21 protein-coding genes are annotated in these 22,909 nt (G+C 63.4%); 8 read left to right on the forward strand and 13 right to left on the reverse strand.

The genetic code is table 11. The annotated features are described in order from the left end of the window. Window positions 1-3 precede the first annotated feature (3 nt). Window positions 4-333: a carboxymuconolactone decarboxylase family protein gene (locus tag BFE01S_RS01095; RefSeq protein ID WP_028223997.1), complete on the reverse strand. Its 330-nt coding sequence runs from the start codon at window positions 331-333 to the stop codon at window positions 4-6. Between the two features lie 118 nt (window positions 334-451). On the opposite strand from BFE01S_RS01095, the gene BFE01S_RS01100 reads away from it, so the two are divergent. Further along, window positions 452-1,348, forward strand: a complete 897-nt coding sequence (locus tag BFE01S_RS01100; protein WP_028223998.1) for a LysR family transcriptional regulator — start codon at window positions 452-454, stop codon at window positions 1,346-1,348. A 1,642-nt stretch (window positions 1,349-2,990) separates the two neighbouring features. Beyond that, the gene (locus BFE01S_RS43810) at window positions 2,991-3,959 is read left to right on the forward strand and encodes a hypothetical protein (RefSeq protein WP_156966860.1); all 969 of its coding nucleotides are present in this window, start codon (window positions 2,991-2,993) and stop codon (window positions 3,957-3,959) included. Between the two features lie 328 nt (window positions 3,960-4,287). On the opposite strand, the gene BFE01S_RS01110 is transcribed toward BFE01S_RS43810, so the two are convergent. Both BFE01S_RS01110 and BFE01S_RS01115 read right to left on the reverse strand, forming a co-directional pair. Then, window positions 4,288-5,535 (reverse strand): RNA polymerase sigma factor, encoded by a 1,248-nt coding sequence (locus BFE01S_RS01110; RefSeq protein ID WP_028223999.1) that lies wholly within the window; start codon window positions 5,533-5,535, stop codon window positions 4,288-4,290. Next, window positions 5,532-5,960 (reverse strand): YciI family protein, encoded by a 429-nt coding sequence (locus BFE01S_RS01115; protein ID WP_028224000.1) that lies wholly within the window; start codon window positions 5,958-5,960, stop codon window positions 5,532-5,534. Before BFE01S_RS01115 ends, BFE01S_RS01110 begins: the two co-directional genes overlap by 4 nt. A 505-nt stretch (window positions 5,961-6,465) precedes the next feature. Here BFE01S_RS01115 and BFE01S_RS01120 point away from each other — a divergent pair. Together BFE01S_RS01120 and BFE01S_RS43815 are read left to right on the forward strand one after the other, a co-directional pair. Further along, on the forward strand, window positions 6,466-7,890 hold the full coding sequence (locus BFE01S_RS01120) for a phospholipase D-like domain-containing protein (RefSeq protein WP_245620999.1): 1,425 nt from the start codon (window positions 6,466-6,468) through the stop codon (window positions 7,888-7,890). Between the two features lie 157 nt (window positions 7,891-8,047). Continuing rightward, complete coding sequence (locus BFE01S_RS43815; protein WP_156966861.1) at window positions 8,048-8,242, forward strand: hypothetical protein; 195 nt, start codon at window positions 8,048-8,050, stop codon at window positions 8,240-8,242. 65 nt (window positions 8,243-8,307) lie between these two features. Here BFE01S_RS43815 and BFE01S_RS01125 read toward each other — a convergent pair whose 3' ends face one another. Further along, window positions 8,308-8,598 (reverse strand): hypothetical protein, encoded by a 291-nt coding sequence (locus BFE01S_RS01125; RefSeq protein ID WP_042337042.1) that lies wholly within the window; start codon window positions 8,596-8,598, stop codon window positions 8,308-8,310. A gap of 265 nt (window positions 8,599-8,863) precedes the next feature. Between BFE01S_RS01125 and BFE01S_RS01130 the strand changes: the two genes are divergently transcribed. Then, window positions 8,864-10,309, forward strand: coding sequence for a DEAD/DEAH box helicase (locus BFE01S_RS01130; protein WP_028224003.1), 1,446 nt, complete (start codon window positions 8,864-8,866; stop codon window positions 10,307-10,309). A 205-nt stretch (window positions 10,310-10,514) separates the two neighbouring features. Further along, window positions 10,515-11,462: a GlxA family transcriptional regulator gene (locus BFE01S_RS01135; RefSeq protein ID WP_028224004.1), complete on the forward strand. Its 948-nt coding sequence runs from the start codon at window positions 10,515-10,517 to the stop codon at window positions 11,460-11,462. Between the two features lie 31 nt (window positions 11,463-11,493). Here the strand turns inward: BFE01S_RS01135 and BFE01S_RS01140 are convergent, their stop codons facing one another. The 3 genes from BFE01S_RS01140 to BFE01S_RS01150 all read right to left on the reverse strand — a co-directional run bounded on the left by BFE01S_RS01140 (window position 11,494) and on the right by BFE01S_RS01150 (window position 13,821). Further along, a complete protein-coding gene (locus BFE01S_RS01140; RefSeq protein ID WP_028224005.1) occupies window positions 11,494-11,976 on the reverse strand; it encodes a YybH family protein in 483 nt (160 codons plus the stop codon). A 90-nt stretch (window positions 11,977-12,066) separates the two neighbouring features. Further along, window positions 12,067-12,921: a DJ-1/PfpI family protein gene (locus BFE01S_RS01145; protein ID WP_028224006.1), complete on the reverse strand. Its 855-nt coding sequence runs from the start codon at window positions 12,919-12,921 to the stop codon at window positions 12,067-12,069. Between the two features lie 153 nt (window positions 12,922-13,074). Then, window positions 13,075-13,821 carry an SDR family oxidoreductase gene (locus tag BFE01S_RS01150; protein ID WP_028224007.1) on the reverse strand — a complete coding sequence of 249 codons (747 nt, stop codon included), beginning with the start codon at window positions 13,819-13,821 and terminating at the stop codon, window positions 13,075-13,077. 299 nt (window positions 13,822-14,120) lie between these two features. Here BFE01S_RS01150 and BFE01S_RS01155 point away from each other — a divergent pair, with 299 nt between their 5' ends. Beyond that, a complete protein-coding gene (locus BFE01S_RS01155) occupies window positions 14,121-14,495 on the forward strand; it encodes a VOC family protein (protein ID WP_028224008.1) in 375 nt (124 codons plus the stop codon). Between the two features lie 92 nt (window positions 14,496-14,587). Here the strand turns inward: BFE01S_RS01155 and BFE01S_RS01160 are convergent, their stop codons facing one another. Then, entirely contained in the window at window positions 14,588-15,526 is a 939-nt protein-coding gene (locus BFE01S_RS01160) for a DMT family transporter (RefSeq protein ID WP_028224009.1), read from the reverse strand. A gap of 138 nt (window positions 15,527-15,664) precedes the next feature. Here BFE01S_RS01160 and BFE01S_RS01165 point away from each other — a divergent pair, with 138 nt between their 5' ends. Next, window positions 15,665-16,534 carry a LysR family transcriptional regulator gene (locus BFE01S_RS01165; protein WP_028224010.1) on the forward strand — a complete coding sequence of 290 codons (870 nt, stop codon included), beginning with the start codon at window positions 15,665-15,667 and terminating at the stop codon, window positions 16,532-16,534. Here the strand turns inward: BFE01S_RS01165 and BFE01S_RS01170 are convergent. From BFE01S_RS01170 to BFE01S_RS01190, 5 genes are all read right to left on the reverse strand, one after another. Then, entirely contained in the window at window positions 16,522-17,571 is a 1,050-nt protein-coding gene (locus BFE01S_RS01170) for an ABC transporter ATP-binding protein (protein WP_028224011.1), read from the reverse strand. The genes BFE01S_RS01165 and BFE01S_RS01170 overlap by 13 nt on opposite strands. Window positions 17,572-17,591: 20 nt before the next feature. Further along, window positions 17,592-19,205 carry an ABC transporter permease gene (locus tag BFE01S_RS36950; RefSeq protein WP_042336958.1) on the reverse strand — a complete coding sequence of 538 codons (1,614 nt, stop codon included), beginning with the start codon at window positions 19,203-19,205 and terminating at the stop codon, window positions 17,592-17,594. Window positions 19,206-19,263: 58 nt separating this feature from the next. Then, window positions 19,264-20,289 carry an iron ABC transporter substrate-binding protein gene (locus tag BFE01S_RS01180; protein WP_028224012.1) on the reverse strand — a complete coding sequence of 342 codons (1,026 nt, stop codon included), beginning with the start codon at window positions 20,287-20,289 and terminating at the stop codon, window positions 19,264-19,266. Window positions 20,290-20,412: 123 nt separating this feature from the next. Continuing rightward, the gene (gene efeB / locus BFE01S_RS01185; protein ID WP_028224013.1) at window positions 20,413-21,732 is read right to left on the reverse strand and encodes an iron uptake transporter deferrochelatase/peroxidase subunit; all 1,320 of its coding nucleotides are present in this window, start codon (window positions 21,730-21,732) and stop codon (window positions 20,413-20,415) included. A 2-nt stretch (window positions 21,733-21,734) separates the two neighbouring features. Further along, window positions 21,735-22,895, reverse strand: coding sequence for an NHL repeat-containing protein (locus BFE01S_RS01190; protein ID WP_245621000.1), 1,161 nt, complete (start codon window positions 22,893-22,895; stop codon window positions 21,735-21,737). Window positions 22,896-22,909 lie beyond the last annotated feature (14 nt).

Below are 22,909 nucleotides of genomic sequence, written 5' to 3' on the forward strand. Positions count from 1 at the left end.
GGTTCAGGCCTTCGGCGCGAACAGTTCCTTGGCCTTCATCACCGCGGACATGGCGTTGGGCCAGCCCGCATAGAAGGCCATGTGGGTGATCATTTCGATGAGTTCATCTTCCGTCACGCCGTTCTCGATGGCGCGGGGAAAATGGAAGCCCATCTGTTCGGTCTTGCCGAGCGCCACCAGCGCAGCACAGGTAATGAGGCTGCGATCGCGCTTCGACAACTGGGGCCGCTCCCAGACGTCTCCAAAGAGCACGTCGTCGCTGAGTTCGGCCAGCTTGGGCGAGAAGTCGCCGAATAGCTTGCGGGCCGCCGTCACTTGCCTGGGTGAATTCATGAAAAGGCTCCTCGATTCTGCGGCCGATCACGTGCGCCGCCTGACTGGAACTTTAGATTCCTGGCGCACGCCACGACTAGGTGGCAAAATCGGCATAAGCTTATGCATGGGAGCATAAATGGCCGCCCAGGACCTGAACGATCTACTCGCGCTGATGGCAGTCGCCCGGGAGCGCAGCTTCACGCGGGCCGCCGCCCAGCTTGGGGTGTCGCAATCCGCCCTCAGCAGAACCGTGCGCGCGCTGGAGCAGAAGATGGGCCTGCTCTTGTTGACGCGTACAACCCGCAGCGTGGCGCCCACCGAAGCGGGTCAACGACTGCTGGACGCCGTCGGCCCGAGGATCGACGAAATCGCGGCGGAACTCGAGACATTGGTCGAGCTTCGCGACCGGCCTGCAGGCACAGTGCGGATCACCGCCACCGATTACGCGGCCAACCAGTATGTCTGGCCGAAACTGAAACCGCTTTTGCTGCAATATCCGGACATCCACGTTGAATTGATCAATGACTATGGCTTGTCGAATATTGTGGCGAAGCGCTACGACATCGGGGTGCGCCTGGGAGACCAGATCGAGAGGGACATGATTGCGGTTCGTATCGCACCTGACGAGACCCTTGCCATCGTTGGGTCTCCTTCCTATCTGGATGGACGGCCGGAGCCTCAGGTGCCTCGCGATTTAACGAGCCACAATTGCATCAACCTGAGATTGCCGACGCGGGATGCCCTGATGCCGTGGGAGCTTCGTAAAGGACGGAAGCAGGTTGACGTCAAGGTCGGCGGGCAACTCGTTTTCAACAACACTTATCAAATGCTGGAGGCGACGTTGGGCGGGTTCGGTCTGGCCTACCTGCCGCGGGCGCTCGTCGAACCGTTTGTCCAGGAGGGGCGGCTTCAGTTTGTGCTTGAAGAGTGGCATCCCACCTTCGCCGGTCATCACGCCTATTACCCGGCGCGCCAGTCATCGCTGGCGGTTCGGCTTGTGATCGAAGCGCTCAGGGTCGGCCGTGGGCGCTGAAATGGATTTGCTGCGCTGAATCGGGCAGGTTCGAATTCTGGCCTGTCGGCACCCGCCTGCGCGGACGGCTTGACTTGGCCGAATCTGTAGAATGTTTTTCGTTAACGATTAGCATTGCAAATTGATTGTTGCAGTCTGCGAGCCGAAAAAATTATTCAAAATGCATGAGCGCAACGCAATGGGCGGTAGCGCACATTGCTGTAGTCATTTCGAAAGGAGCGGCGCATAACTTGACTAAACCGCCTCCTTTCCTTGCCTAACTGGCGCTTCGAGGAAATGGGTTCAGAAGTGTTTCGGAATTCCCGGCGTTCACCGCTCCGAGCGTTTTCTATCAAGCGGAATGCCGCGTCAGCGGCAAAAGAAGACTGCGTGGGGCGGTAGATAACACATTCGGGAGGAAACCGCGAACCTTGCTAGTTGCTTTCCTTTTTGCGAGCTCGGCTGTATGGGCGCAAAGCAACGCGGCTGAGCCCGCAACCAGTGAGCAGGCACCGGCTGTTGCAACGGCTTCGGAGGCCGATGTCGCAGCAAATACGGCTGCTCCTGCTGCCGCGGGCGCGAAAACTTGTCTGCGCAAGTCAGGCTTTCATTGCCCTCTGAAGGATCAGAGCCTGGAACCTGGGGCCACTTGCATGTGTGGTGACAAACATGGTGTGGTTTCGCAGTAGCTAAGAGTGGGTACGGGGTGAGGCAGTGGCCGGCCACTTGCCGCCGCTCGCCCGTGTACAAATCAGTCACTCGAACGGCTGGTGCAACTCCGAAAACCATCGATGGCCGACGCGGGCGTCCCGGAGTTTACGGCGGCTGGATCAACATGATCAGCCTTGCCAGGGAGGATGAAAAGAGGGCACTGAGATAGCGACGACAGGCACGACCGCTTTTCACCCCTGGACGCCGCTCGCAGCCAGACTCTCGAACAGCGGGGTTAGGCAGATTGTCGGCACCGGCCGCAACTGCGCGCTAATCCCTTTCCCAGCGCCATCGGGTTGGTTCGCCTTTCATCCAGCAGACAATTGTAAAGCCCGTGACTAGCACTGCGAGGATAGAGCCGAACGCCACCGGATGCACGGCCGGATGAAAGAATGCCGCGTCGGTCCATACCAATCCGACGAGCACGACCAGTGCGACCCAACCCTGCCAGCGCACTGGCCATCCCCAACCCCATCCGCGTCGTTTCGAGGGGAACCAGTATCCTTGAGTGAGTGGCATCGTCCTTCCCTCACGCGAGTCAGTTCCTTCTATTTTCGCACGTGCGAGGGCGGCCGAGCGAGAGGTTGATGCACAGAGTGAAGTGCCGCTTCGAAGAGCGGTCGGTTTCGAGGACACGCTCCTGCGCGAGCCAATGATCGCAGGTTCTCGTAAGCTGTCGCTGGGCTTTCCAGATGGCGACCGTCCGTTTGGGGTCGTGTGCTATGCCATCTGCACGATGACACAGCCGACGGGACCGTCTCGCGCGGTCGTGGGACGCTGGTCGGCCACTTGCGGTCATTGTCCGACACTTCCATGCCGCTGCTCCAGCGTCGGCTCCAGCCAGGCAACGGACATTTGCGCGGATCAGGTCAAATCGCCGTCCTCCTTGGTCCCTTTGGCTGTCAATCCACTTCTGCTATTGTGTCTGGCACGGTCGATGCGGAGAGCCCATATGACTTATCGCTGGATTCCACTTTTTGGCCCCATTACGGAAACAAGTCCAACAAGCATTTCATTTAAAGGAGAGACTGTCCCGTATCCCGATGCCCTGACCGGGGAGCAACGGAGTGATGGCGGCATCGCCGCACAGGCGCTTTGCGACGCGCGGTTCAGCGGGGGAAAAATTCGAGGCGTTGTACGTTTCGCAACACTTCATCCCAAGATGGGTGCCGGGCTCACGCTTGCCGCGAACCCGGTAACAGGCGCGCATCTTACCGTTATGTTAGGTATGGGGCCGTTCTGCTCCTTGCGAGCCTGGAACCCTGGAGATCAGCAAAACATGCAGGGAGGCCTAACTCCCAGGTGGATTGACTATCAACTGGTTGGCAGCCAAAGCAACCTTCAAGCCGAGCGCGACTATCAACTTGAAGTGAGAATGCATGGGTCGAAAATTGAAGCAAGCGTAGATGGTATCTCTTTGATAAATTTCGATATCAGAGAAACAATAAACAGATTAAGAGCCGGGGCATGGTTTTTGGGGCAAGGCGATATAACGATCAGTAATTTTGAAGTATTGTCTGAAATAAGGAATGCTTTCGTTATTATGGAGTTCAGCGAGACATTCAACGATCTCTATACTCACGTCATCAAGCCTGTCTGCAAGAATGCAGAGGTCAACACTGTGCGTGCCGACGAGCGACATGGCCCCGGACAAATTCTGTCGGACATAGAGCAACAGATTGCCGAATCGAGCGTTATCATCGCTGATGTCACTCCTGTAAATGCAAACGTCTTCTATGAAGTTGGTTACGCACATGCCCTGCGGAAGCCGACCATCTTACTGGCACAGCGGGGAACTCGGCTGCCATTTGATATTTCCGGATTTAGAACGATTTTCTATAACAACACAATTGAGGGAAAATCAAAAGTGGAAGATCTGCTTCAAAAGCATCTCGCTGAAATTTTTGTTCAATCAACATAAGCTTTGAGTACTGACCGTGCAGGCATGATGTCGTTTTGCCCGTCGACTTGGCTGCCTGGGCAATGCATTGGTCAAGTGAGCGACGACCGCGTGAGTGGCCCAATCCTCCAACGATGGCCGCTGGTGCCTCGAAGCGGTCGTTTGGCTATATAAACCCCAATGGCGCACATGGATCGACTGCCGCCGACCGCATCCGCCACGAGCCGACAATACCAGCCCGTTCATGGACAACAACTTCCCCGAGACCATGCGCGCCTCCGTAATGACTCCAGTCCCTCTCTTTCGACTCTCGTATGCTCTGAAACCTCGAACCGGCCCGGACCTTCCCCTACATACGCCCCAGGCGCTCCAATAGCAACACGCGCTCACGCTCGTTGCCGGTCCAGGCTATGGCCTGGCTCAGGGCTTCACGCGCTTCCTCGACGCGGCCCAGGCGCTGCAGCAGGTCGGCTCGCACGCTGGCCCACCACGGATAGCCGGTCAGCGGCAGCGCCTCCACCAGCGGGAGAGCCTGCGCCGGGCCGATGGCGTGGCTCAGCGCAACGGCGCGGTTGAGCGCAACGACTGGGCTCGGTTGCAACGCGAGCAGCGCGTCGTAGAGCCGCAGCAATTGCGGCCAGTCGGTCTCTTCAGCGTCGCTGGCACGGGCATGCACCGCCGCCAGTTCGGCCTGCAGGGCGAGGGTGCCCGGCCCCTCCGGTCGAAACGCAGTCAGGCTGCGGCAGCGAGCCAATGCCTCCAGGCCACGTCGCACCAGCAGGTGGTCCCAGCGACGCCGGTCCTGTTCCAGCAACAGCACTGGACGGCCCAGCGCATCCGTGCGCGCCGGCAAGCGTGAGGCTTGCAACTCCATCAACGCCAGCAGGGCCTGCGCGTCTGCCTCGGTCGGAAGCAACGCGGCGAGGTGTCGCGCCAGTCGCAGCGCCTCGAGACACAGGGTCGGCCGCGTCCACTCGGCGCCGCTGCTGGCGACATAGCCTTCGTTGAACATCAGGTACAGCACCGTGCAGACGCCCTCCAGACGCGCGGCGCGCCCGGATGCCGGCGGCAGTTCGAAGCGTTCTCCAGCCAGTTGCGCCTTGGCGCGCGTGATGCGCTGAGCGATGGTGGCCTCTTTGGCGAACAGGGCGCGCGCGATTTCGGCCACCGTCAGTCCGGCCACCAGGCGCAAGGTCAGCGTCCATTGCGCCTCGCGCGACAGCTTGGGATGGCAGGCGATGAACATCAGCCTCAATGCGTCGTCGCCCACCTCGTCGGCCTCGTCGGACAGCAACAAGTCCAAGGGGTCCGGCGCAAGGTGGGCCTCCAGCGCATCGGTGTCGTCCCCCAGCGCTTGCTGTTCCCGCGACGCCATCTGCACATGGCGCATTCGATCCAGCAGGCGGTGCTTCGCTGCGGTCATCAGCCAGGCGCCGGGGCGTGCGGGCCAGCCCTCGGCCGGCCAGCGTTGCAGCGCGGCCACCAGCGCGTCTTGCACGCAGTCTTCGGCCAAGGCCAGATCAGCACCTGCACGCAGCAACGCCCCGGTAAGGCGCCTGGCTTCCAGGCGCCAGACGGCCTCGATGGACGGCGTCATCTGCCCTGCTTGATGGCCGTTAGCTGTTCGCGGATGATGCGCTCCGCATCGTCAGGCGGCAGATCGACGCCGCCCATCAGCGGGCGCACCTCGATGCAACAGGGCTGGCCGGGGAACGGCGCCGGAAAGCGCTGCGCCCAGGCCAGCGCTTCGTCGTGGGATCGCACCTCGATCAGCGTGTAGCCGGCGATCAGCTCCTTGGTCTCGGCGAAGGGACCGTCCATGATGTTCGCCTGACCGGCGGCGTCGTACTGCACGCGAAATCCCTGACTGCTGGGCTGCAGACCGGCGCCGTCGAGCAGCACGCCGGCCTTGGCCATCTCGTCGTGGAAGGCCATCATGCGCGGCACGAGCGTAGGGTCATCGGGGAAGTCGCCGGCCTCGCTCATGGCGGTGGCGCGAACCTGGATCATGTAACGGGGCATGGCAGTCTCCTAAAGGGGGTTACCTTACACGACGAACGAAGGCGGCTCATTTCGACAGGCTCCTCGGCCTTCGGGGTGGCAGAACTCCGATGGGCAGCTTTGCGGCGGCGAGATCAGGTCAGCGAATGCCTCTTCCCGGTTGCTTATGTGCTTCGCATGAAAGGCCGCACCCGGGACGATCGTCACGCTCTGTCGCCGGACGCTGGCCGATCATGAGCGGTCGTTGGAACAGCGCTCATAAATGGGCGACAATCGGACATTCTGGAAAGCCATTCTTTCAACTGCGCTGATGTCCTGTCCACTGCGTGCTTGAAGCGCGGCCAGACTCACGCCGCTCTTGTCGCGCCGCTCTTGTCCACGGTAACTATCCTGGGCTCGCCGTTCTGTTCACGTTCTCGAATTAACGGCGAGCTACTTGACCGTGCTAACGCGACAAAGCCTTCCAGACCCTTCCAGACTTTCAAGGACGTAGGGCCTGAGACGCATCGAACCCGTTCGCCACATCATGACCACAACGAGAAGCCTGGCGCTCATTCTGGCATGCGTGTTTGCCTCTTCTCAGCACGGCCACGCGCAATGTGTCGACCTGGTCGCCAGTCTTGACGACGGTCAGTTGATGCAGTCGCGGATTGCACTGGTCGACCGCGCCACGCCTGCCGAGCAGATCCGCATCCTCGCCTACATCTTCGAAATCGATCAGACCGGCGGCCTGCTGTTGCGTCATCTGGTCGAGGCTGCGCGCCGAGGCGTGCCGGTCAGGCTGCTGATCGACGGCATCGGCCCCGAGCCGCACTACCCGTTCGAGGACGAGCTCATCGTCGCCCTGCACGAGGTGGCTCCCGGCATCGAACTCCGAATCTTCCATCCACGATCCGATCTCGTCGAGATTTCGCATCGCATGCACGACAAGCTGTTCCTGGTCGGCGACACGGCCGTGATTGGCAGTACCTCGATCTGGGATGCGAGCTTTCGCAACTGGCTCAGCGAGCGCGATCTGATGGTGTCGGGCGACGCCGGCGAGGAGGCTTCCTCCCTGCACGCCATGTACCAGCATTTCGCCTTGTTCTGGAATAGCCCGGAAGTGGTTCGCCCCGAGCCGGAAAAATTCCTCAAAGTCGCAAGTCCTTATCGCGACTCGCAGGGTTATGCGACGCTGGACCCGGCGCGCATCCATTATTGGCGCGAATGGCTGCTGGCTCCGCTCGATGCCGAAGCCCACGCGACAGACCCGGCCGCCGCCGATACGCCACCTGCCTCCGATCCGCTCGATGATCCCGCCGCTGCGCCCGCTCCCGGGGCGTCTTTTGATCCCGCCTGGATGCCGATTGCCTGCGAGCGCCTGCACTATGTCCACGACTGGCCCGACAAGCGCTCGCCGGGCACCTTGCAGGACATGCTGCAAGCGTTCGATACGGCGCAGCACGAGATCGTGATCATCAACCCCTACCTGATCCTGGTGCCGGAACTGCGCGAGGCGCTTGAGCGCAAGCAGCGCGAAGGTGTCCACGTGATCCTGGTGAGCGCCTCGCTGGCGAGCATCACGCAGGAATTCCCCGCAGTCGGGCGCGCCTATGCCGACGATCTGCCCGGCCTGGTGAATGCCGGGATCGAGGTGCGCGAATATTCCGACCGGGACAACCGCATGATGCACGCCAAGCTGGTCCTCATCGACGGCCATCGATATTATCTCGGCAGTTTCAATTTCGATTCGCTGTCGGCCCGCTTGAATACCGAAAACGGCCTGTGGATAGATATCCCCAAGGACGGGCTCGACCCCTTGCAAGACAGCGTGGCGTACTTCCTGCGCAACTCGAGTTCGGTGAGCGACGCCAATGGCCGCCTTCTGGCGGATCCCGATGCGCGCTGCCGGGCCGCCGGCTGCGGCGGTGCCTGGCGGTGGGTGACGATGCTGATCAGGCGTTTCCTCTGAGCGCGGCGTGCCTTGCCGCTCAGGCTACGTGGCCCGTTCGGGTTGCCGTGTGCACTGTGTCGCGCAGTAGTCGGCCATGAAGGGTCTTTCGACTGGATCTCCCAAATCGCCGGCAATCAGCGGCGGTTTCAGGAAGCAACTACACGCAAGGATGCGGATGAACAGAAGAAAGAGGTTGAAATTTTGGAATGCTGACGAAAGCGACGACAGTTTGCCGCGCGCCGTCATGGATGAATTGGCAGGACGTAGCCGACTACGTGAAGGATTGGCCTCGCGCCCATTGAGTCGGGACGGCGTGATGCTGGCCACCGTCGAGCAGCGATTCGGCACCACGCCTGCGCAGCCATGTTGAATGGCGCTTTCGCCTTCGTCCCATCCCCCGGTCACATCGGCAAGCGACCATTAAGGGCGCGGGGATCAGGCAAGCACCACTTCCGCAAGGAACGTTGCGAAGTAATCATCGTCCAGCCATCCAGAAACGTGCTTTGACGCTTCGATACGTTGGATTTCCCTCTGTCCTTTATCCGTGAGGGTGGCAATCTGGATGGTGGGGAGGTGCTTTGTACCAGGAGGCGGTTTCTGGTCTATGGTCTGGATCAAACCCTGCGAGCGAAGCAGCGTGAAGATTGCCGGCCGCTTGTGCCACGGTATTTGCCGATACAAAGCAAGGCGAAGAGCTTCGAGTACAGCGCCATTCTTGAATTCCATGAGCATCCTTCTGGTGTTCGACCGAAACATCCTGCTGGCTCTGGGCACCTACGCTAGCACATGAAAGGGTTCTGTACGATGACACATCGCGGAACCTTTCATGTTTAGTGATAATGACACGTTATCGGCACCTGTGGTCCCCGTTTTTTAAAAAAACACAGGGGAGAGGGGCGAAGAAAGTGGTGCGCCTTTTTGACCGTTGAACCGGCGAGGCGAAATTCGCGCGGCAACAGCTAGAATTGTGGTTTTAACCCGGAATATGCCAATGTCTTTTGCCTCGCTTGGCCTGATCGATCCCTTGCTGCGTAACGTGCAGGAACTCAATTACCCGGCGCCTACGCCGGTGCAGGCGAAGGCGATTCCTGCCGTGCTCAGTGGCAAGGACGTCATGGCTGCGGCACAAACCGGCACCGGAAAAACAGCCGGTTTTGCACTGCCGCTGTTGCAACGGCTGGTGCAACAAGGTCCGGCGGTATCCAGCAACCGCGCGCGCGTTCTGGTGCTGGTGCCTACTCGTGAACTCGCCGAGCAAGTGCTGCAAAGCTTTATCGCTTACGGCAAAGGACTCGACCTGCGATTTCTGGCGGCCTACGGCGGCGTGAGTATCAACCCGCAAATGATGAAGCTGCGCAAAGGCGTGGATGTGCTCGTTGCCACCCCGGGCCGCTTGCTGGATCTCAATCGCCAGAACGCCGTGCAGTTCGATCAGGTGCAAACGCTGGTGCTGGATGAAGCCGACCGCATGCTGGATCTGGGCTTTGCGCGCGAACTCAATGCCGTTTTTGCTGCGTTGCCCGCCGAGCGCCAGACGCTGCTGTTCTCCGCCACGTTTACCGACGATATCCGCGCCATGGCGGCGGGTATTCTGCGCAACGCTGTCAATATCAGCGTCAGTCCGCCCAATGCCACGGCCAGCAAGATAAAGCAGTGGATAGTGCCGGTGGATAAAAGGAACAAGCCTGACCTGTTCATGCACCTCGTGGCTCAGAACAAGTGGACGCACGCGCTGGTGTTCGTCAAAACCCGCAGTGGTGTGGATTACCTGGCGGCCATGCTGGACGACGCGGGCTATGCGGTCGACACCATTCACGGCGACAAACCGCAACCCGCGCGCCTGCGTGCGCTGGAGCGCTTCAAGACGGGCGAAGTCCATATGCTGGTCGCCACCGATGTGGCTGCGCGCGGACTGGATATCGACGACCTGCCGCTGGTGATCAACGTTGATCTGCCGATCGTCGCGCAAGACTATGTGCACCGTATTGGCCGTACCGGCCGCGCGGGCGCGAGCGGCGTGGCGGTGTCCCTCGTGTGTGCCGACGAAGCGCCGCAACTGGCCGCGATTGAAGCGCTGATCAAGCAGACGCTGCGCCGTGAGGAAGAGCCGGGTTTCGAAGCAGACCACCGTGTGCCGGAAACCAGCGCGACGGGCCAGATCATCAAGAAACCCAAAAAACCGAAGAAGCCCAAAGTGCCGCAAGCGGCGCCGGGCGCCGTGCAGGTGCGCAGCAAAACGCCGCGCCCGCAAAGCGGCGAAAACAAAAGCAAGCCTGCCGCGCAGCGCGCTGTGGCTGCGGGTAATGCTACAAGCTTCACCAGCGGTAGTCCATTCAGCGTGCAAAAGCCACGCAGCAAACCTGCTGGCAAGCCCGCTTCGGGTTCACGCAAGCCGGCTGGCAAGCCCGCTGGTGGCCGCGGCAAACGCCAACCCTGATCGATGGTGACGAGAAACGCCAGCCGCTGGAACGAGCCGGCGATTTGCGTGCCGCCGGCAGCTAGCGGTACGGCTTCGGCATCGGGTCGACCGATAATCGGTGAAGGCGTAAAGGTCGTTTTTCCCTCATTTCAGGCCAAATGGCGCTAATCGAGGGTTCAAAGTAAAATACGCCATTCCCGGATTTTCTGTTAGCGACTTCGTCATGCATCGAATCGGATTTTTCGTTTGTCGTGGCCACGATGCGCTTGATCTTGGCGGCCCACTCTCGGCCTTTAATCAGGTGGCCACAGTCGCGGGCCATACGCCGTACGATCTTCAGGTCATCTCGCAGTCCGGAGGCCCGGTGCCAGGCAATACGGGCCTTGCGATCGAGACAAAGCCGCCCGGAAGGCGCAGGTTCGACACCGTCGTTTTTGTGGGCGGCGATATCGGTCCGATGCAGACACCGGAAAATATCGCCGCTGCCAGGAAGCTGGGCGCCAGGGCGACGCGGGTGGCCAGCGTGTGTACGGGGGCCTTTCTGCTTGCGGAAACCGGTTTGCTGGATGGCTTGCGAGCCACGACGCACTGGCGATACGCTGCGCTATTGCAGTCGCGCTTTCCTCGCACCAGGGTCGAGGGGGACAGTATCTATATCGTGGATGGCCGCATCTGGACCTCGGCGGGCATCGCCTCCGGAATAGACCTGGCGCTCGGCATGATAGAAAAAGATATGGGCGCGGAGATTGCGCGCGCTGTCTCCAGGCTTTTGGTGGTTCCGTATCGTCGGCCAGGCGGGCAGTCCCAATTCTCTGCCATGTCGCAGATGGAGCCGGAATCGGATCGCATCCGCATCGCGCTGAATTTTGCCAGGGAACATCTGGCTGAAGCGCTGCCTGTCGAACGGCTCGCCGATGCCGCGAGTTTAAGTTTGCGGCAGTTCGGCCGAGCCTTTCGCCGGGAGACCGGTGAAACACCCGCGAAGGCGGTCGAGCGCTTGCGCGTTGAAGCTGCGAGGCTGCGCCTGCAGGGCGGCAGCGAACCGATCGAACAGATTGCGCTGGCTGTGGGATTCACCGATCCGGAACGGATGCGGCGGGCTTTCGTCAAACTGCATGGGCACCCGCCGCAAGCGATCCGGCGCGAGAGCCGGTCGAACGCAGCACGCTGATCGACCGCCGGCCGATCAGCGCACTGCATGGTCAATTCTCGTCAGTTTTCAGGGCAGCGTATTCGTTCCACATGTCGCGATGCAACTTCCACGCGCCGCCCTGTTTCACGAAGATGAGGATCTGCTTGCCGCGGAATGTGAGCTTTCCGCTCTGGTCGCGAATTTCCGCATCCGAAACTTCCGTCACGATCTGATTGTTACCGTAGAACTCGTCATGGCTGAACGATACGGTGTGCGGCTTTAATCCGGCATATCCCTTGGCGAAGTACCCGGTGATCGCCGTGCTGCCCGTGACTTTGTCGCCGCCGGGCGGCAAGAGTGTGCCATCGCGGGTATAGAGGCGGCCGATCGCCTCGTAGTCTCCTCGCGCAAAAGCATCTGCCCATCGCGCGTTTTCGGCTTTGATCGCCGCTTCGGGCGGACGTTGCGCATCACCGGCAATAGCCGGCGCCGCAAACGAGAAAAAGGAGACGCAGGCTGCAAGAGCAGCCGTACAAAGACGGATCTGTTGCATCGAATGATTTCCGGTTCTGGCTTGAATTGAAAGGGCGGCGGCCTTCATCGAGACCTGCCGATGGCTTTGCGCAGATTGTCTGCAGGCGTTTCAGAGAACGCCTGGAATTCGCGCGAGCCCCCTGGACGCACCGGGCAATTCTTTATCGACCATCGCGATGACTTCGGGCCGCGCGTCTCTGGGATGCCCGGAGTGGAACGGCGGAGCGGGATCGTATTCGATCACGAGTTGCGTGAATTCGGCAGCCTGTTGACCGCGCAACTTCGCTGCAACGCGAAGGGCGAAGTCGATGCCCGCCGTCACGCCGCCGCCGCTCATGAACCGGCCGTTGTCGTCTTCCACGTAGCGGTCGGGAACGGGAATGGCGCCATATTCGGACAGCTTGTTGATGAAGGCCCAATGGCAGGCGCTTCGCTTACCCTTGAGAATGCCCGTCGCGGCGAGCACGAGCGATCCGTTGCACACCGAAGTAACGTGCTTGGCGCTTTCTGCAATACGCCGGATTTGCGCCTGGTACTCCGGGCGCATCGGCGCGCTCAAATTGGACCCGCCGGGGACCAGAATCACGTCTGTCTGCTCGATATCGGCCAGTCTTTCAGTCTTGCCATACACGACGCCAAATTCGAGGGTCACGTTGCCGCCATTGAGGCTCGCATAGCGAACATGCGTATTCGGCAGCCGGTGGAAAATCTCGCTGGGGCCGGCGAAGTCGAGAAGCGTACCCCCGTCGTAATTGACGATCAGAATATTGAGCGGGTCATTCGGGGCGCGTATCCCCTCGCTGTCCGCCTGCGCAAGAGCCGGCGCGGCGTGTCCAGGCAACGCTGCGCCACCCAGCACGGCGCCGAGTGTGGCGACGGTTCCAAACTTGAGAACATCGCGGCGCGAACGGCCCGCTCGAGTGAGTTGCTTTTCGGAGGCGTTGTTTTCGCTACTGTTGGTCAAGATAGCTTCTCCTTGCATTTCGGCCCACTCTGCGAGCGCAACGAGGTTGGGCCAGATTGAAAAGCCGCCGCGAAGAAAGGCGTGGCGGACGTGTGATCGAGCCGGCGATGAGCCGGGATGGCTGGTCCGGCTCAAGGGTCGAGAACCGCAGGCTTAAAGCTGCGAGGCGCCGCCGTCGACGACCAGTTCGGTGCCGACAACGTAAGAGGATTCGTCGCTGGCGAGATAGAGTGCCGCGTAGGCAATGTCCTCGGCTTTGCCCATGTGGCCCACCGGAATGGCCTGGGCGAACTCGGCCTTACGGTCGCGAACCCATTGGTCGGGCATGCCCCACCTGCCGAGAAGCGGCGTGTCTATTGCACCGGGTGCGATCGCGTTAAAGCGGATTTTGCGGCCGAGAAATTCGTACGACCAACTGCGGGCAAGCGACCGCACGGCGGCCTTCGCCGCCGCAGTCAACGAGATGCCATGCTGGCCGGTCTGCGCGACGAACGACGTATTGAGGATGACTGAGGAACCTTCTCGCAAATCCGGCAGAACCGCTTGAAGCGTGAACACCACGCCCTTGACGTTGATGTCCATGATCTCGCTGTAGAGCGCGTCGTCGATGTCGTCGACGGCGGACGGGAAAGCCCAGCCCGCGTTGGCGAATACGATATCCAGGCCGCCGAACTTCTCTTTTACCTCAGCGGCAATCGCTCGCATGTCCGTGATCGAACGTACGTCGCCCTTGAGAACGAGTGCATGCTCGCCAAGCTCTGCCTTCACGCGCTCGAACACGGCGTCGTCGCGACCGGTAACCGCTACCCGGGCGCCTTCTGCAATGAACAGCTTCGCCGTTGCGAGGCCGATGCCGCTGGTACCGCCCGTAATCAAAGCTGACTTGTTCTTGAGCCTCATTTTCCGTTCCTTTCCACTTCGTGATTGATCTTGCACACGAAGTATGGAACGCGAAGGGAGTGGCGCAAAGGTCTTATAACCCTCAAAAAGCGCCATTCAAATAAAACCGATGAGTAACGCATCTCTGCGTTGAGCGGCGGTATCGCACGCGTGCGCGGCCAGACGCTTGCCGATGCACTCGGCTCGACCTTGCTCCGTGATTGGTGCAAGTTAAATCAGGTTGCCAGCCAAACCATACTGCCAGAATTTGACAGTATGGACCGGTAGACTGAGGCTCCTTTCTTGTCGAGGAGCGAAAAATGAAGTTCGCATCGGTTCGAGTGGTTACCCCGGATGTCGAGAAGCTGGTGGCGTTTTATCAGCGGCTTTCCGGGATCGAGGCTGTACGTCTGGCCGATGGATTTGCCGAAATGCGATTCGAGGGCGTGACGCTGGCGATTTCGTCCGAGCACCTGATCAAGCTTTTCAACGTCGGTGCGGCGATTGCCGCAGCCAATCAATCGGCAATCCTGGAGTTCGAAGTGGAGGACGTTGACGCGGTGTTCGAACGGGTGAATGCGTCCGGGGCAACCGTCGTGATGCCGGCCACATTGATGCCTTGGGGCAATCGCTCGCTCTTGTTGCGCGACCCGGACGGGAATCTCGTCAACGTGTTTTCCCGTCCCGGGCGTTGAGAAAGCCTGGCGAGCGTGGTGGCGGCGAGGCATGCCGAGCGGCACTATCGAGCTAGCCAGATAGCGTTACGCCAGCGGCAACGCGCCGTTTCCTAACGCCGCGCTCTCGCCAACATCGGCGGCACCAGCCGCCATCCTAGATTGACGCCCAGACTCGCCGTCACGATCAGCACCATGCCGGCGAGTTGCGGCACGCTCAACGCGCGTCCGTACACCACCGCATCGACCACAATCGCCGTGAGCGGATAAACGAACAACAGCACGGCGATCACGGGCGTGGTGAGCTTCGGCAGCGCGCCGTAGATCAGCACGTAAGAAAGCCCCGTGTGCAGCACCCCCATGCCGACGAGCCAGCCCCATTGCGCGGCCGAAATATGCGCGAGTTCGAGTGGCGCGAAGAACGGTGCGATCAGCGGCAGGCAGATCGTGCCCACGGCGCATTGCGTGATCGTAAGCAGGTGCGGCCGAAAACCCGCCAGGCTCTTCGCGATCAGCGTGACGCTCGCATAGAGCACCGAGCCGCCCAGCGCCTCGGCAATCCCGATCAGATACCGCTGATGCCCCTGCAAGCTGCCTTCGGCCAGAACGCCCGAGGCCAGCACGAGGCCCACGAATGCAATGCCGATCCAGCCGAGCCGGTCCGCCCCCAGGCGCTCGTGAAAGAGCGCGGCCCCCATCAGCACGACCCAGAACGGCTGCACGTGGAAGACGACGGTGGAGACCGCAATGCTCGTGCGATGGATCGAATCGAAGAAGGCCACCCATTGCGTGACCATCAGCACGCCCGTGGCCAGCGCGAGTCCGAGCGTGCGCCGCGTGAACTGGCTCTTCAACTGGCGCGGCGAGAGCCAGCCCTTGCAGGCGCAGAACGCCCCGAGCGAGAGCATGCCGAAGAGGCAGCGGAAGAACACGAGCGTCATGGCGGAGAGCCGCGCTTCTTCCACGAAAACGCCGATCGTGCCCATGAGCAGCCCGCCGCTGGCGAGCATGATCGCGCCTTGTCGCTGGCTGGTCTGGGGCAGGGGTTGCATGGTGGGAGTCCGCAATGACGAAAGGGGCAGGCGCAGCGAAAGGAAAAAGGACGCTGAAAACCGGCCCAGTATTCGTCAGTTGCGCTCTACAGGCAAACGAATTAAATTGAACAATTCCATCAACGCGGCTGATAAATCATGAGCCCGGAATTCGACCTCGACCTCATGCGGACCTTCGTCGCCGTGGCCGACGCGGGCAGCTTCACGCGGGCGGCGGCCGTCGTGCACCGCTCGCAGGCGGCTGTGAGCATGCAGGTCAAGCGGCTCGAGCAGATGCTCGGCACCACGCTGTTCACGCGCGACACGCGCAATCTCGCACTTACGCGGCCCGGCAATACGCTGCTCGAATATGCGCGGCGCGCGCTGGAACTCCAGGAAGAGGCGTGGTCGGCGCTGGTGCGGCCGGAGGTGACGGGGCGCGTGGTGCTGGGCGCGCCCGACGACTACATGGCCGCGCTGCTCTCGCCCGTGCTGCGGCGCTTCTCCACGCTCTATCCGCATGTGGAGATCGAGATCGTCTGCGCGCAGAGCGTCGCGCTCGGGCCGATGCTGGCGGACAACAAGATCGATCTCGCGTTCGTCACGCGCGACCGCAAGCTGCGCGGCGAATTCGTGCGCAGCGAGGACATGGTCTGGGTAGGCGCGGCGGACGACCCCGCGCCGCTCGCCATGTCGCCGCTGCCGGTGGGGCTCTACGAGCACGGCAGCGTGGCGCGCGTGCATACGGTGGCGGCGCTCGACGCGGCGCGCATCCGCTATCGCGCGGCCTATAGCAGCGCAAGTCTGATGGGGTTGCTGGCGACGGTCGAGGCGGGCATTGCCGTCGTCGCGCTCACGCGCTGCAGCGTGCCGCCGCGTTTCGCGATTCTCGGGGCGGACGAAGGGCTGCCGAAGATCGAGCCGCTCGATATCGTTGTCGCGCGCAGCGTCAAGTCGAACCGGCCCACCTGCGATTACCTGGCACAACAGATGGTTCAGGATCTTGCGGTGCGGCGTCAGCGGGGATAGACGCTCACTTCGCCGCCCACGGCGAGCCGCACGCGCTCGCCCGGACGCGGCGTGCGGTAGCCGGGTACGCGCGCCCGCACGGTGGTGGGCGAGTCGATCAATTGCAGCGTGAGCGCCGCATCCTGCCCCTGGAAGCTGATCTCGCGCACGAGCGCATCGAGCGCGCCTTCGCGCTGTGCGGTCTCGGGCAGCACTTCGATCTGTTCGGGGCGCAGCATCACGTCCACTTCGCCATCGGTGTGCGAGGAACCCTCCACCACGGGCAGCGTGCCGAGCACGCAGTGGGCGCGCGAGCCGCTCACGTTGCCCGGCAGCAGCACGGCTTCGCCGATGAACGTCGCCAGTTCGCGCGTGACCGGGTGCCGGTAGAGCGCCTGCGGCGAAGCCGTCTGGAGCAGCCGCCCGCGCCACAGCACCGCAACTTCGTGGCCGAGCGAGAGCGCTTCGGCCTGGTCGTGCGTCACCAGCACCGCGGTCGCGCCCGCTGCGGCGAGCGCGCGCGCCACGGCTTCGCGCGTTTCGATGCGCAGTGCGGCGTCGAGCGAGGAGAACGGTTCGTCGAGCATCACGAGGCCGGGCGACGGTGCGAGCGCACGCGCGAGCGCCACGCGCTGCTGCTGGCCGCCCGAAAGCTGCTGCGGCGCGCGCATTGCATAGGACTCCGGAAGTCCGACGAGTTCGAGCAGTTCGGCCACGCGATGCCGCGCGCGGCGCTGCGAACGCGGCAGCCCGAACACGATGTTCTCGGCCACCGTGAGGTGCGGAAAGAGCGCGCCTTCCTGCGGCACGTAGCCGATATGGCGCTGCTCGGTGGGCAGGTGCAGGCCTTCGGCCGCCACGCGCTTGCCGTCGATTTCGATGGTGCCCGCATCGGCGCGCTCGAAGCCGCACAGCACGCGCAGCAGCGTGGTCTTGCCGCTGCCCGAAGGCCCGAGCAGGGCAACGAGCGAACCCGACTTCACGGAAAGATCGATGCCGTGCAGCACGGGATGACCGTCGAACGCCTTTTGCAGGCCGGAGATGCGAAGAGTGCTCATGGGCGGTACGGGTAAGACGGTCAGGGCGCAGCTTCGGGCGGCGTGGGCGAGTGCGCGGCGAGCGCGGAGCGCCCCGCGAACGCGAACAGCAGGCCGGAAGCCGTGAGCGAGAGCGCCGTGAGCAGCGCGGCATAGGGCGCGGCGGCGGCGAACGCGAGCGTCGAAGTGTCGATCCACACCTGGGTCGCGAGCGTGCGCGTGCCGATGGGCGAGAGCAGCAGCGTCGCGTTCAGTTCGGTGACGACGGAGATGAACACCATCGAGGCCGCGGCGCCGAGACCCGGTCCCGCGAGCGGCAGCACCACGCGGCGCAGCGTTTCGAGCCAGCCGAGGCCGAGCGAGCGGGCCGTGTCTTCGAGCCGCTGCTGGGCCTGCAGCAGCGCGGCGCGCACGCTCACGAGCGCGAACGGCAGGAAGAGGATGCCGTACACGACGATCAGGAGCGTGGTGCTCTGATAGAGCGGCGTGAGCACGTGCACCGCGAGCGAGACGATCGCGAGCGCGATGACGATGCTGGGCACCCCTTGCGCCACGAACGTCGTGCGTTCGAGGAAGGTGGCGAGGCGGCCCGGATAGCGCGCGAGCAGCCAGGCGAGCGGCAGCGCGAGCACCGTGGTGAAGACGGCGGCCACGAGGCCGAGATGCAGCGAGGCGAACGTCGTCGAGAGCAGCAGTTCGGGCGAGACGTCGGCGGGCGTGATCGCTTCCGCGCCCGGCTGCGTGAGCCAGTAGCCGATCATGCCGAGCGGCACGCCCAGCGTGGCGATATTGAGCGCGGTGAAGGCGGCGGCCACGGGCCAGCGCCAGCGGCCGAGCGCATGGCGCGTCACGGCGCGGCGCGTGCCGCGATCGACGCGTTCGTAGCGGGCGCGGCCGCGCACGCGGAATTCGAGTGCGAGTACCGCGAGGCACAGCACGATCAGCACGCAGGCGAGCAGCGAAGTGCCGCCGCCGTCGAAGCTCGTGCGGTACTCGGCGTAGATCTCGGTCGTGAAGGTGCGAAAGCGCAGCAGCTGGAACGCGCCGAATTCGGCCAGCACGCCGAGCGCGACGAGCAGCATCGCGCCGAGCAGGGCGGGGCGCAGTTGCGGCAGCACCACGCGAAAGAACGTGGCCCAGCGGTTGCAGCCGAGCGCGCGCGCACTTTCTTCGAGCGCCGGATCGAGCCCGCGCAGCGCGGCGGCCACGGGCAGATAGACGAGCGGGAAATACGCGGTGGTGATGACGATGAACGCGCCGAGGAAATCCTGAAGATCGAGGCTCAGCGACACCCACGCATAGCTCGTGATGAACGCGGGCATGGCGAGCGGCGCGGCGGCGAGCAGCGCGAAGGCGCGGCGGCCGGGCAGGTCGGTGCGTTCGACGAACCACGCGACGGCGGTGCCGAGCACGGCCGAAGCGAGCGTGGCGCTCACCGTGATGGAGAGCGTGTTGACAAGCAGTTCGCCGACGAGCGGCCTGAAGATCAGGTCGGCAGCGTCGGCGAATCCAAACGAAAGCGCGCGCCAGAACGTCAGCGCGAGCGGCAGCAGCACCAGCAGGGGCCCGAGCAGCGCGGCCGCGACGAGCGCGCGCGGCACACGCCGCCGCGCGGTGACGCATGGCGGCGTGTCGTGGTCGGGCGATTCCTGCATGGCTGGCGCCGTGGTGACAGCTTCACTCACGATAAGGCTGGCTTTGCAGTTGCGTTGATTAAAGCAGGCCCGCCTGGCGCAGCAGCTTGCCGGCCTGGCTGTCGTCGCCCAGTTGCTCGATCGTGAGCGACGGCGGGTTCAACTGGTTGAAGGGCTTGTTGATCGGGTCCGCCGCCACGCCGGGACGCAGCGGGTACTCGAAGCTGATGTGGCCTTGGGCCATCAGTTTCTGCGCACGCTCGCTCACGAGGTAGGCGAGGAACTTCTGCGCGCCGTCCGGGTTGTGGGCCGACTTCAGCACGGCCGCGCCCGAAACGTTCACGAGGGCGCCGATGTCGCCGTTCGCGAAGTGCGCCACGGCGCTGCGCGTCTTGCCGTCGCCGATCTCGGCGTGCAGGCGGTCCCAGTAGTAGTTGTTGATGATGCCGGTGGCCACGGCGCCGCGGTTCACGGCGGCGACCACGCCTTCGTCGTCGTCGAAGATCTGCGAGTTGGCCTTCAGGCCCTTGAGCCATTCGAGCGTCGCGGCTTCGCCCTTGGCGGCGATCACGGCGTCGACGAGCGGCAGGAAGTCGGCGTCGGACGGCGCGATGCCGACCTTGCCCTTCCACTCGGGCTTCGCGAGATCGAACAGGGTTTGCGGCAGCTGCGAGGGCTGCACCTTGGCGGTGTTGTACGCCAGCACGTTTTCACGCGCGGTCACGCCCACCCACTGGCCGGCCGGCGAGTTGTAGCGCGAGGGGATTTCGGAGAGCGTTGCGCCCTGCACGGGGGCGAGCAGGCCCTTCTCTTCGAGCAGCATGAGCTCGGGCGAGTTTTCCGTGAAGTAGACGTCGGCGGGCGTCTTGTCGCCTTCGGCGATGATCTGCGCCGCGAGCGCCGGACCTTCGTCGCTGCGGATGTTCACGCTGATGCCGGTTTGCTGCTGGAAGTCCTTCGCGAGCTGGTTCACGACCTGCTCGTGCTGCGCGTTGTACAGCGTGATCGACGCGGCGTGGGCGGCGAGCGGCAGCGTGCCGGCGACGGCGAGCGCGATGCTCAGGGCGGCGGCACGCAGCGGCGCGCCGGGGAGCGAGATCTTCATGGTGTGTCGTTATCCGTTGATGAAGAGGAGCGTCTTTATCAGGTCAAATTCAGGTCAAATCCGGAGGCCGGGCCCGGGGAGCAAATCCACGGGTCCGGCCGGAGCTTGCATGCCGGGCCGGAGTCAGGCCGAGAACAGCTCTGCGCCGATATACGAACCCGGTTTCGCGCCCGGCGGGCAGGCGAACACCGCGCTGCCGATATGGGTCGTGAACTGGTTCATCATGTCGAACTTCGAGAGCTTTTCGTTGATCGGAATGAAGCCCGTACGCGGGTCGCTCTGGTGAGCGATGAAAATGAGGCCCGCGTCATATTCGGTTTCCTGGCGCCACGGCGGCCAGCGCTCGATGTAGAAGTTTGCGCTGTCGTTGTAGGAGTACGAACGGCGCAGGATCTGCGCGCCGTTGTTCGACGCCCGGTTCGAAAGGCGCACGTGCGAGTTGTCCGGAATCTGCGGATTGCCGTCCTTGTCCTGCGCGTCCAGATCGACCGCGTCGAATTCCTTGTCCTTGCCGATGGGCGCGCCGCTGTACTTGCGGCGGCCGAACACCTGCTCCTGGAAGCCGAGCTCCATCTGGTCCCAGTGCTCGAGCGTGATGCGGATGCGGCGCACGACCGTATAGGTGCCGCCCTGCATCCACGGCGCGTCGGCAGCCGTGGCCCAGACGAACTGGTTCATGAGCTTCGGGTCGGTCGTGGGCGGATTGTTGGTGCCGTCCTTGAAGCCCATCAGGTTGCGCGGCGTCTGGCCCTTCGCGCCCGTGAGGGAGCCGGCCTGGCCCCAGCGCATGCGCAGGATGCCGTAGCCCTGGCGCGCAAGCTGGCGCACCGCGTGGAAGGCCACCTGGGCGTCGTTCGCGCAGGCCTGCACGTACAGGTCGCCGCCGGTTTTCTCGGCCACGAGCTGCTCGCCGTTAAAGCGCGGCAGATCGACGAGCGCGGCGGGGCGCTTGCTGGCGAGGCCGTAACGGTCCTTGCCTTCGGACGTGAAGAGGCCGGGGCCGAAGCCGAACGTCACCGTGAGGCCGGCGGGGCCCACGTCGAGCACGTCGCCCGAATCGGCGGCGGGGTGATCGTCGCCGCTGCCCTGCAGCGAGGCGGCCGGATTGCCCTGCGTCATGCGCGCGGCGGACTCGGTCCACTGGCGCAGCAGGTTGATCACGTCGCCGCGCGAGGTCGTGGCGAGGTCGAAGGCGGCCACATAGGTGTGCGACTGCTGCGGCGTGACGATGCCGCCCTGGTGCTCGGCGTAGAACGGCTCGACGGCGAGCATCGGGTCGGCATGCGCCGCATGCCTGTTCGCTTCCATGGCCGCGCGCGCCGAGCCCGGTGCGGCGAGACCTGCACCGAGCGTGGCGCCGGCGGCCACCGCGGCGCTGCCGGCCTTCAGGAAGCCCCGGCGCGCGGGGCGCTCGGGTGGGTTGCGGGTATCTTCGGAGGACATGATTATTTGGCCAGCACGAGTGTATTGACGTCGTCTTCCACGTAGTAGAAGCCGTCGCCCGCCGGCGTCAGCGCGATGCCGAACAGGTCGCCGTTGCCCGGGGGGGTCTGCGCCTTGTCGGTATCGATCCAGCGGGCGTAAAGCTGTTTTGCCGCGACCGGGTCGATCTCCACGACCTGGCCGTTGAGCGCGTTGGTGACGAGCAGGTGGCCCTGCGGCGTCACGACCATCGCGAGCGGGCGGTGGAGCATACCATCTGCGGTGAGCTGACGGCCAACCCCTGCGCTCGTGTCGCGCGTGAGCGGATCTTCGATCACGTTGATGCGGTTGCCGATCGCATCGGAGATATAGAGCAGCTTGTTGTCGCCCGAGAGCGCGAGGCCCGTGGGGCCGACGAGGAACACGCCCTTGTCGGCCTGGGCGCCGAAGCCGCTCGCCACCACGGTCTCGCTCTTCACCGCCGGCGCCTGGCCGTCCGGAATGTCGAGGTCGAGGCGCAGCACCGTGGACTGCTTGAACACGGGCGGGTTGCCGTCCGCGCTGCCCACGCCGAAGCCGGCGTTGCTCACGAACAGCGTGGCATGGTCGCCGTTGTCGACCACGGCCATGTTGCCCCACGGGTCGTTGATGTTCGGGCTGCTGATGGTTTTGGCGATCTTGCCGTTGCTGTCGAGCACGATCAGGCAGCCGGCGCCCTTGGTGCCGGTGGTGCCGTCGTTGGAGGGCGTGCTGCCCACGATCACCCAGCCCGACTTGAGCATGGTCATCGCCGTGGAAAGGCCCACGCCGCCCGGGCATTCCTTGAGGTCGCGCGGGATCGTCGCGAAGAGCGACATCTGCTTCGTGTCCGGGTGGTAATCGACAATCGTGCTGCCCGTGCCCTGCAGGTTGGCCGCGTTGTTGAAGTTGTCCACCAGCACGTCGCCCTGCTTCACGGCGCCCGCGCTGACCGGCGCCACGAAGATCGCGTACGGGTTCTGGTCGCCGTTGTCGGGGACCGTATTGATGAGGGTGGTGTCCCTGTGGATCTGCGGCAAGAGGCCGTCCGCGGCGGCGTGAGCGGCGAGCGGGGCGGCGCCCAGCGTGGCCGTGGCCGCGAGGGCGAGCGCGGCGCGCCGGGCGTGGGTCGTGCGTTGCAGGAGCGTGCGCATTGCGTGTTTCATCGTGAATCTCCGTG

Origin of the sequence: Paraburkholderia ferrariae NBRC 106233 (assembly GCF_000685035.1) — a bacterium.
Lineage (GTDB): Bacteria > Pseudomonadota > Gammaproteobacteria > Burkholderiales > Burkholderiaceae > Paraburkholderia > Paraburkholderia ferrariae.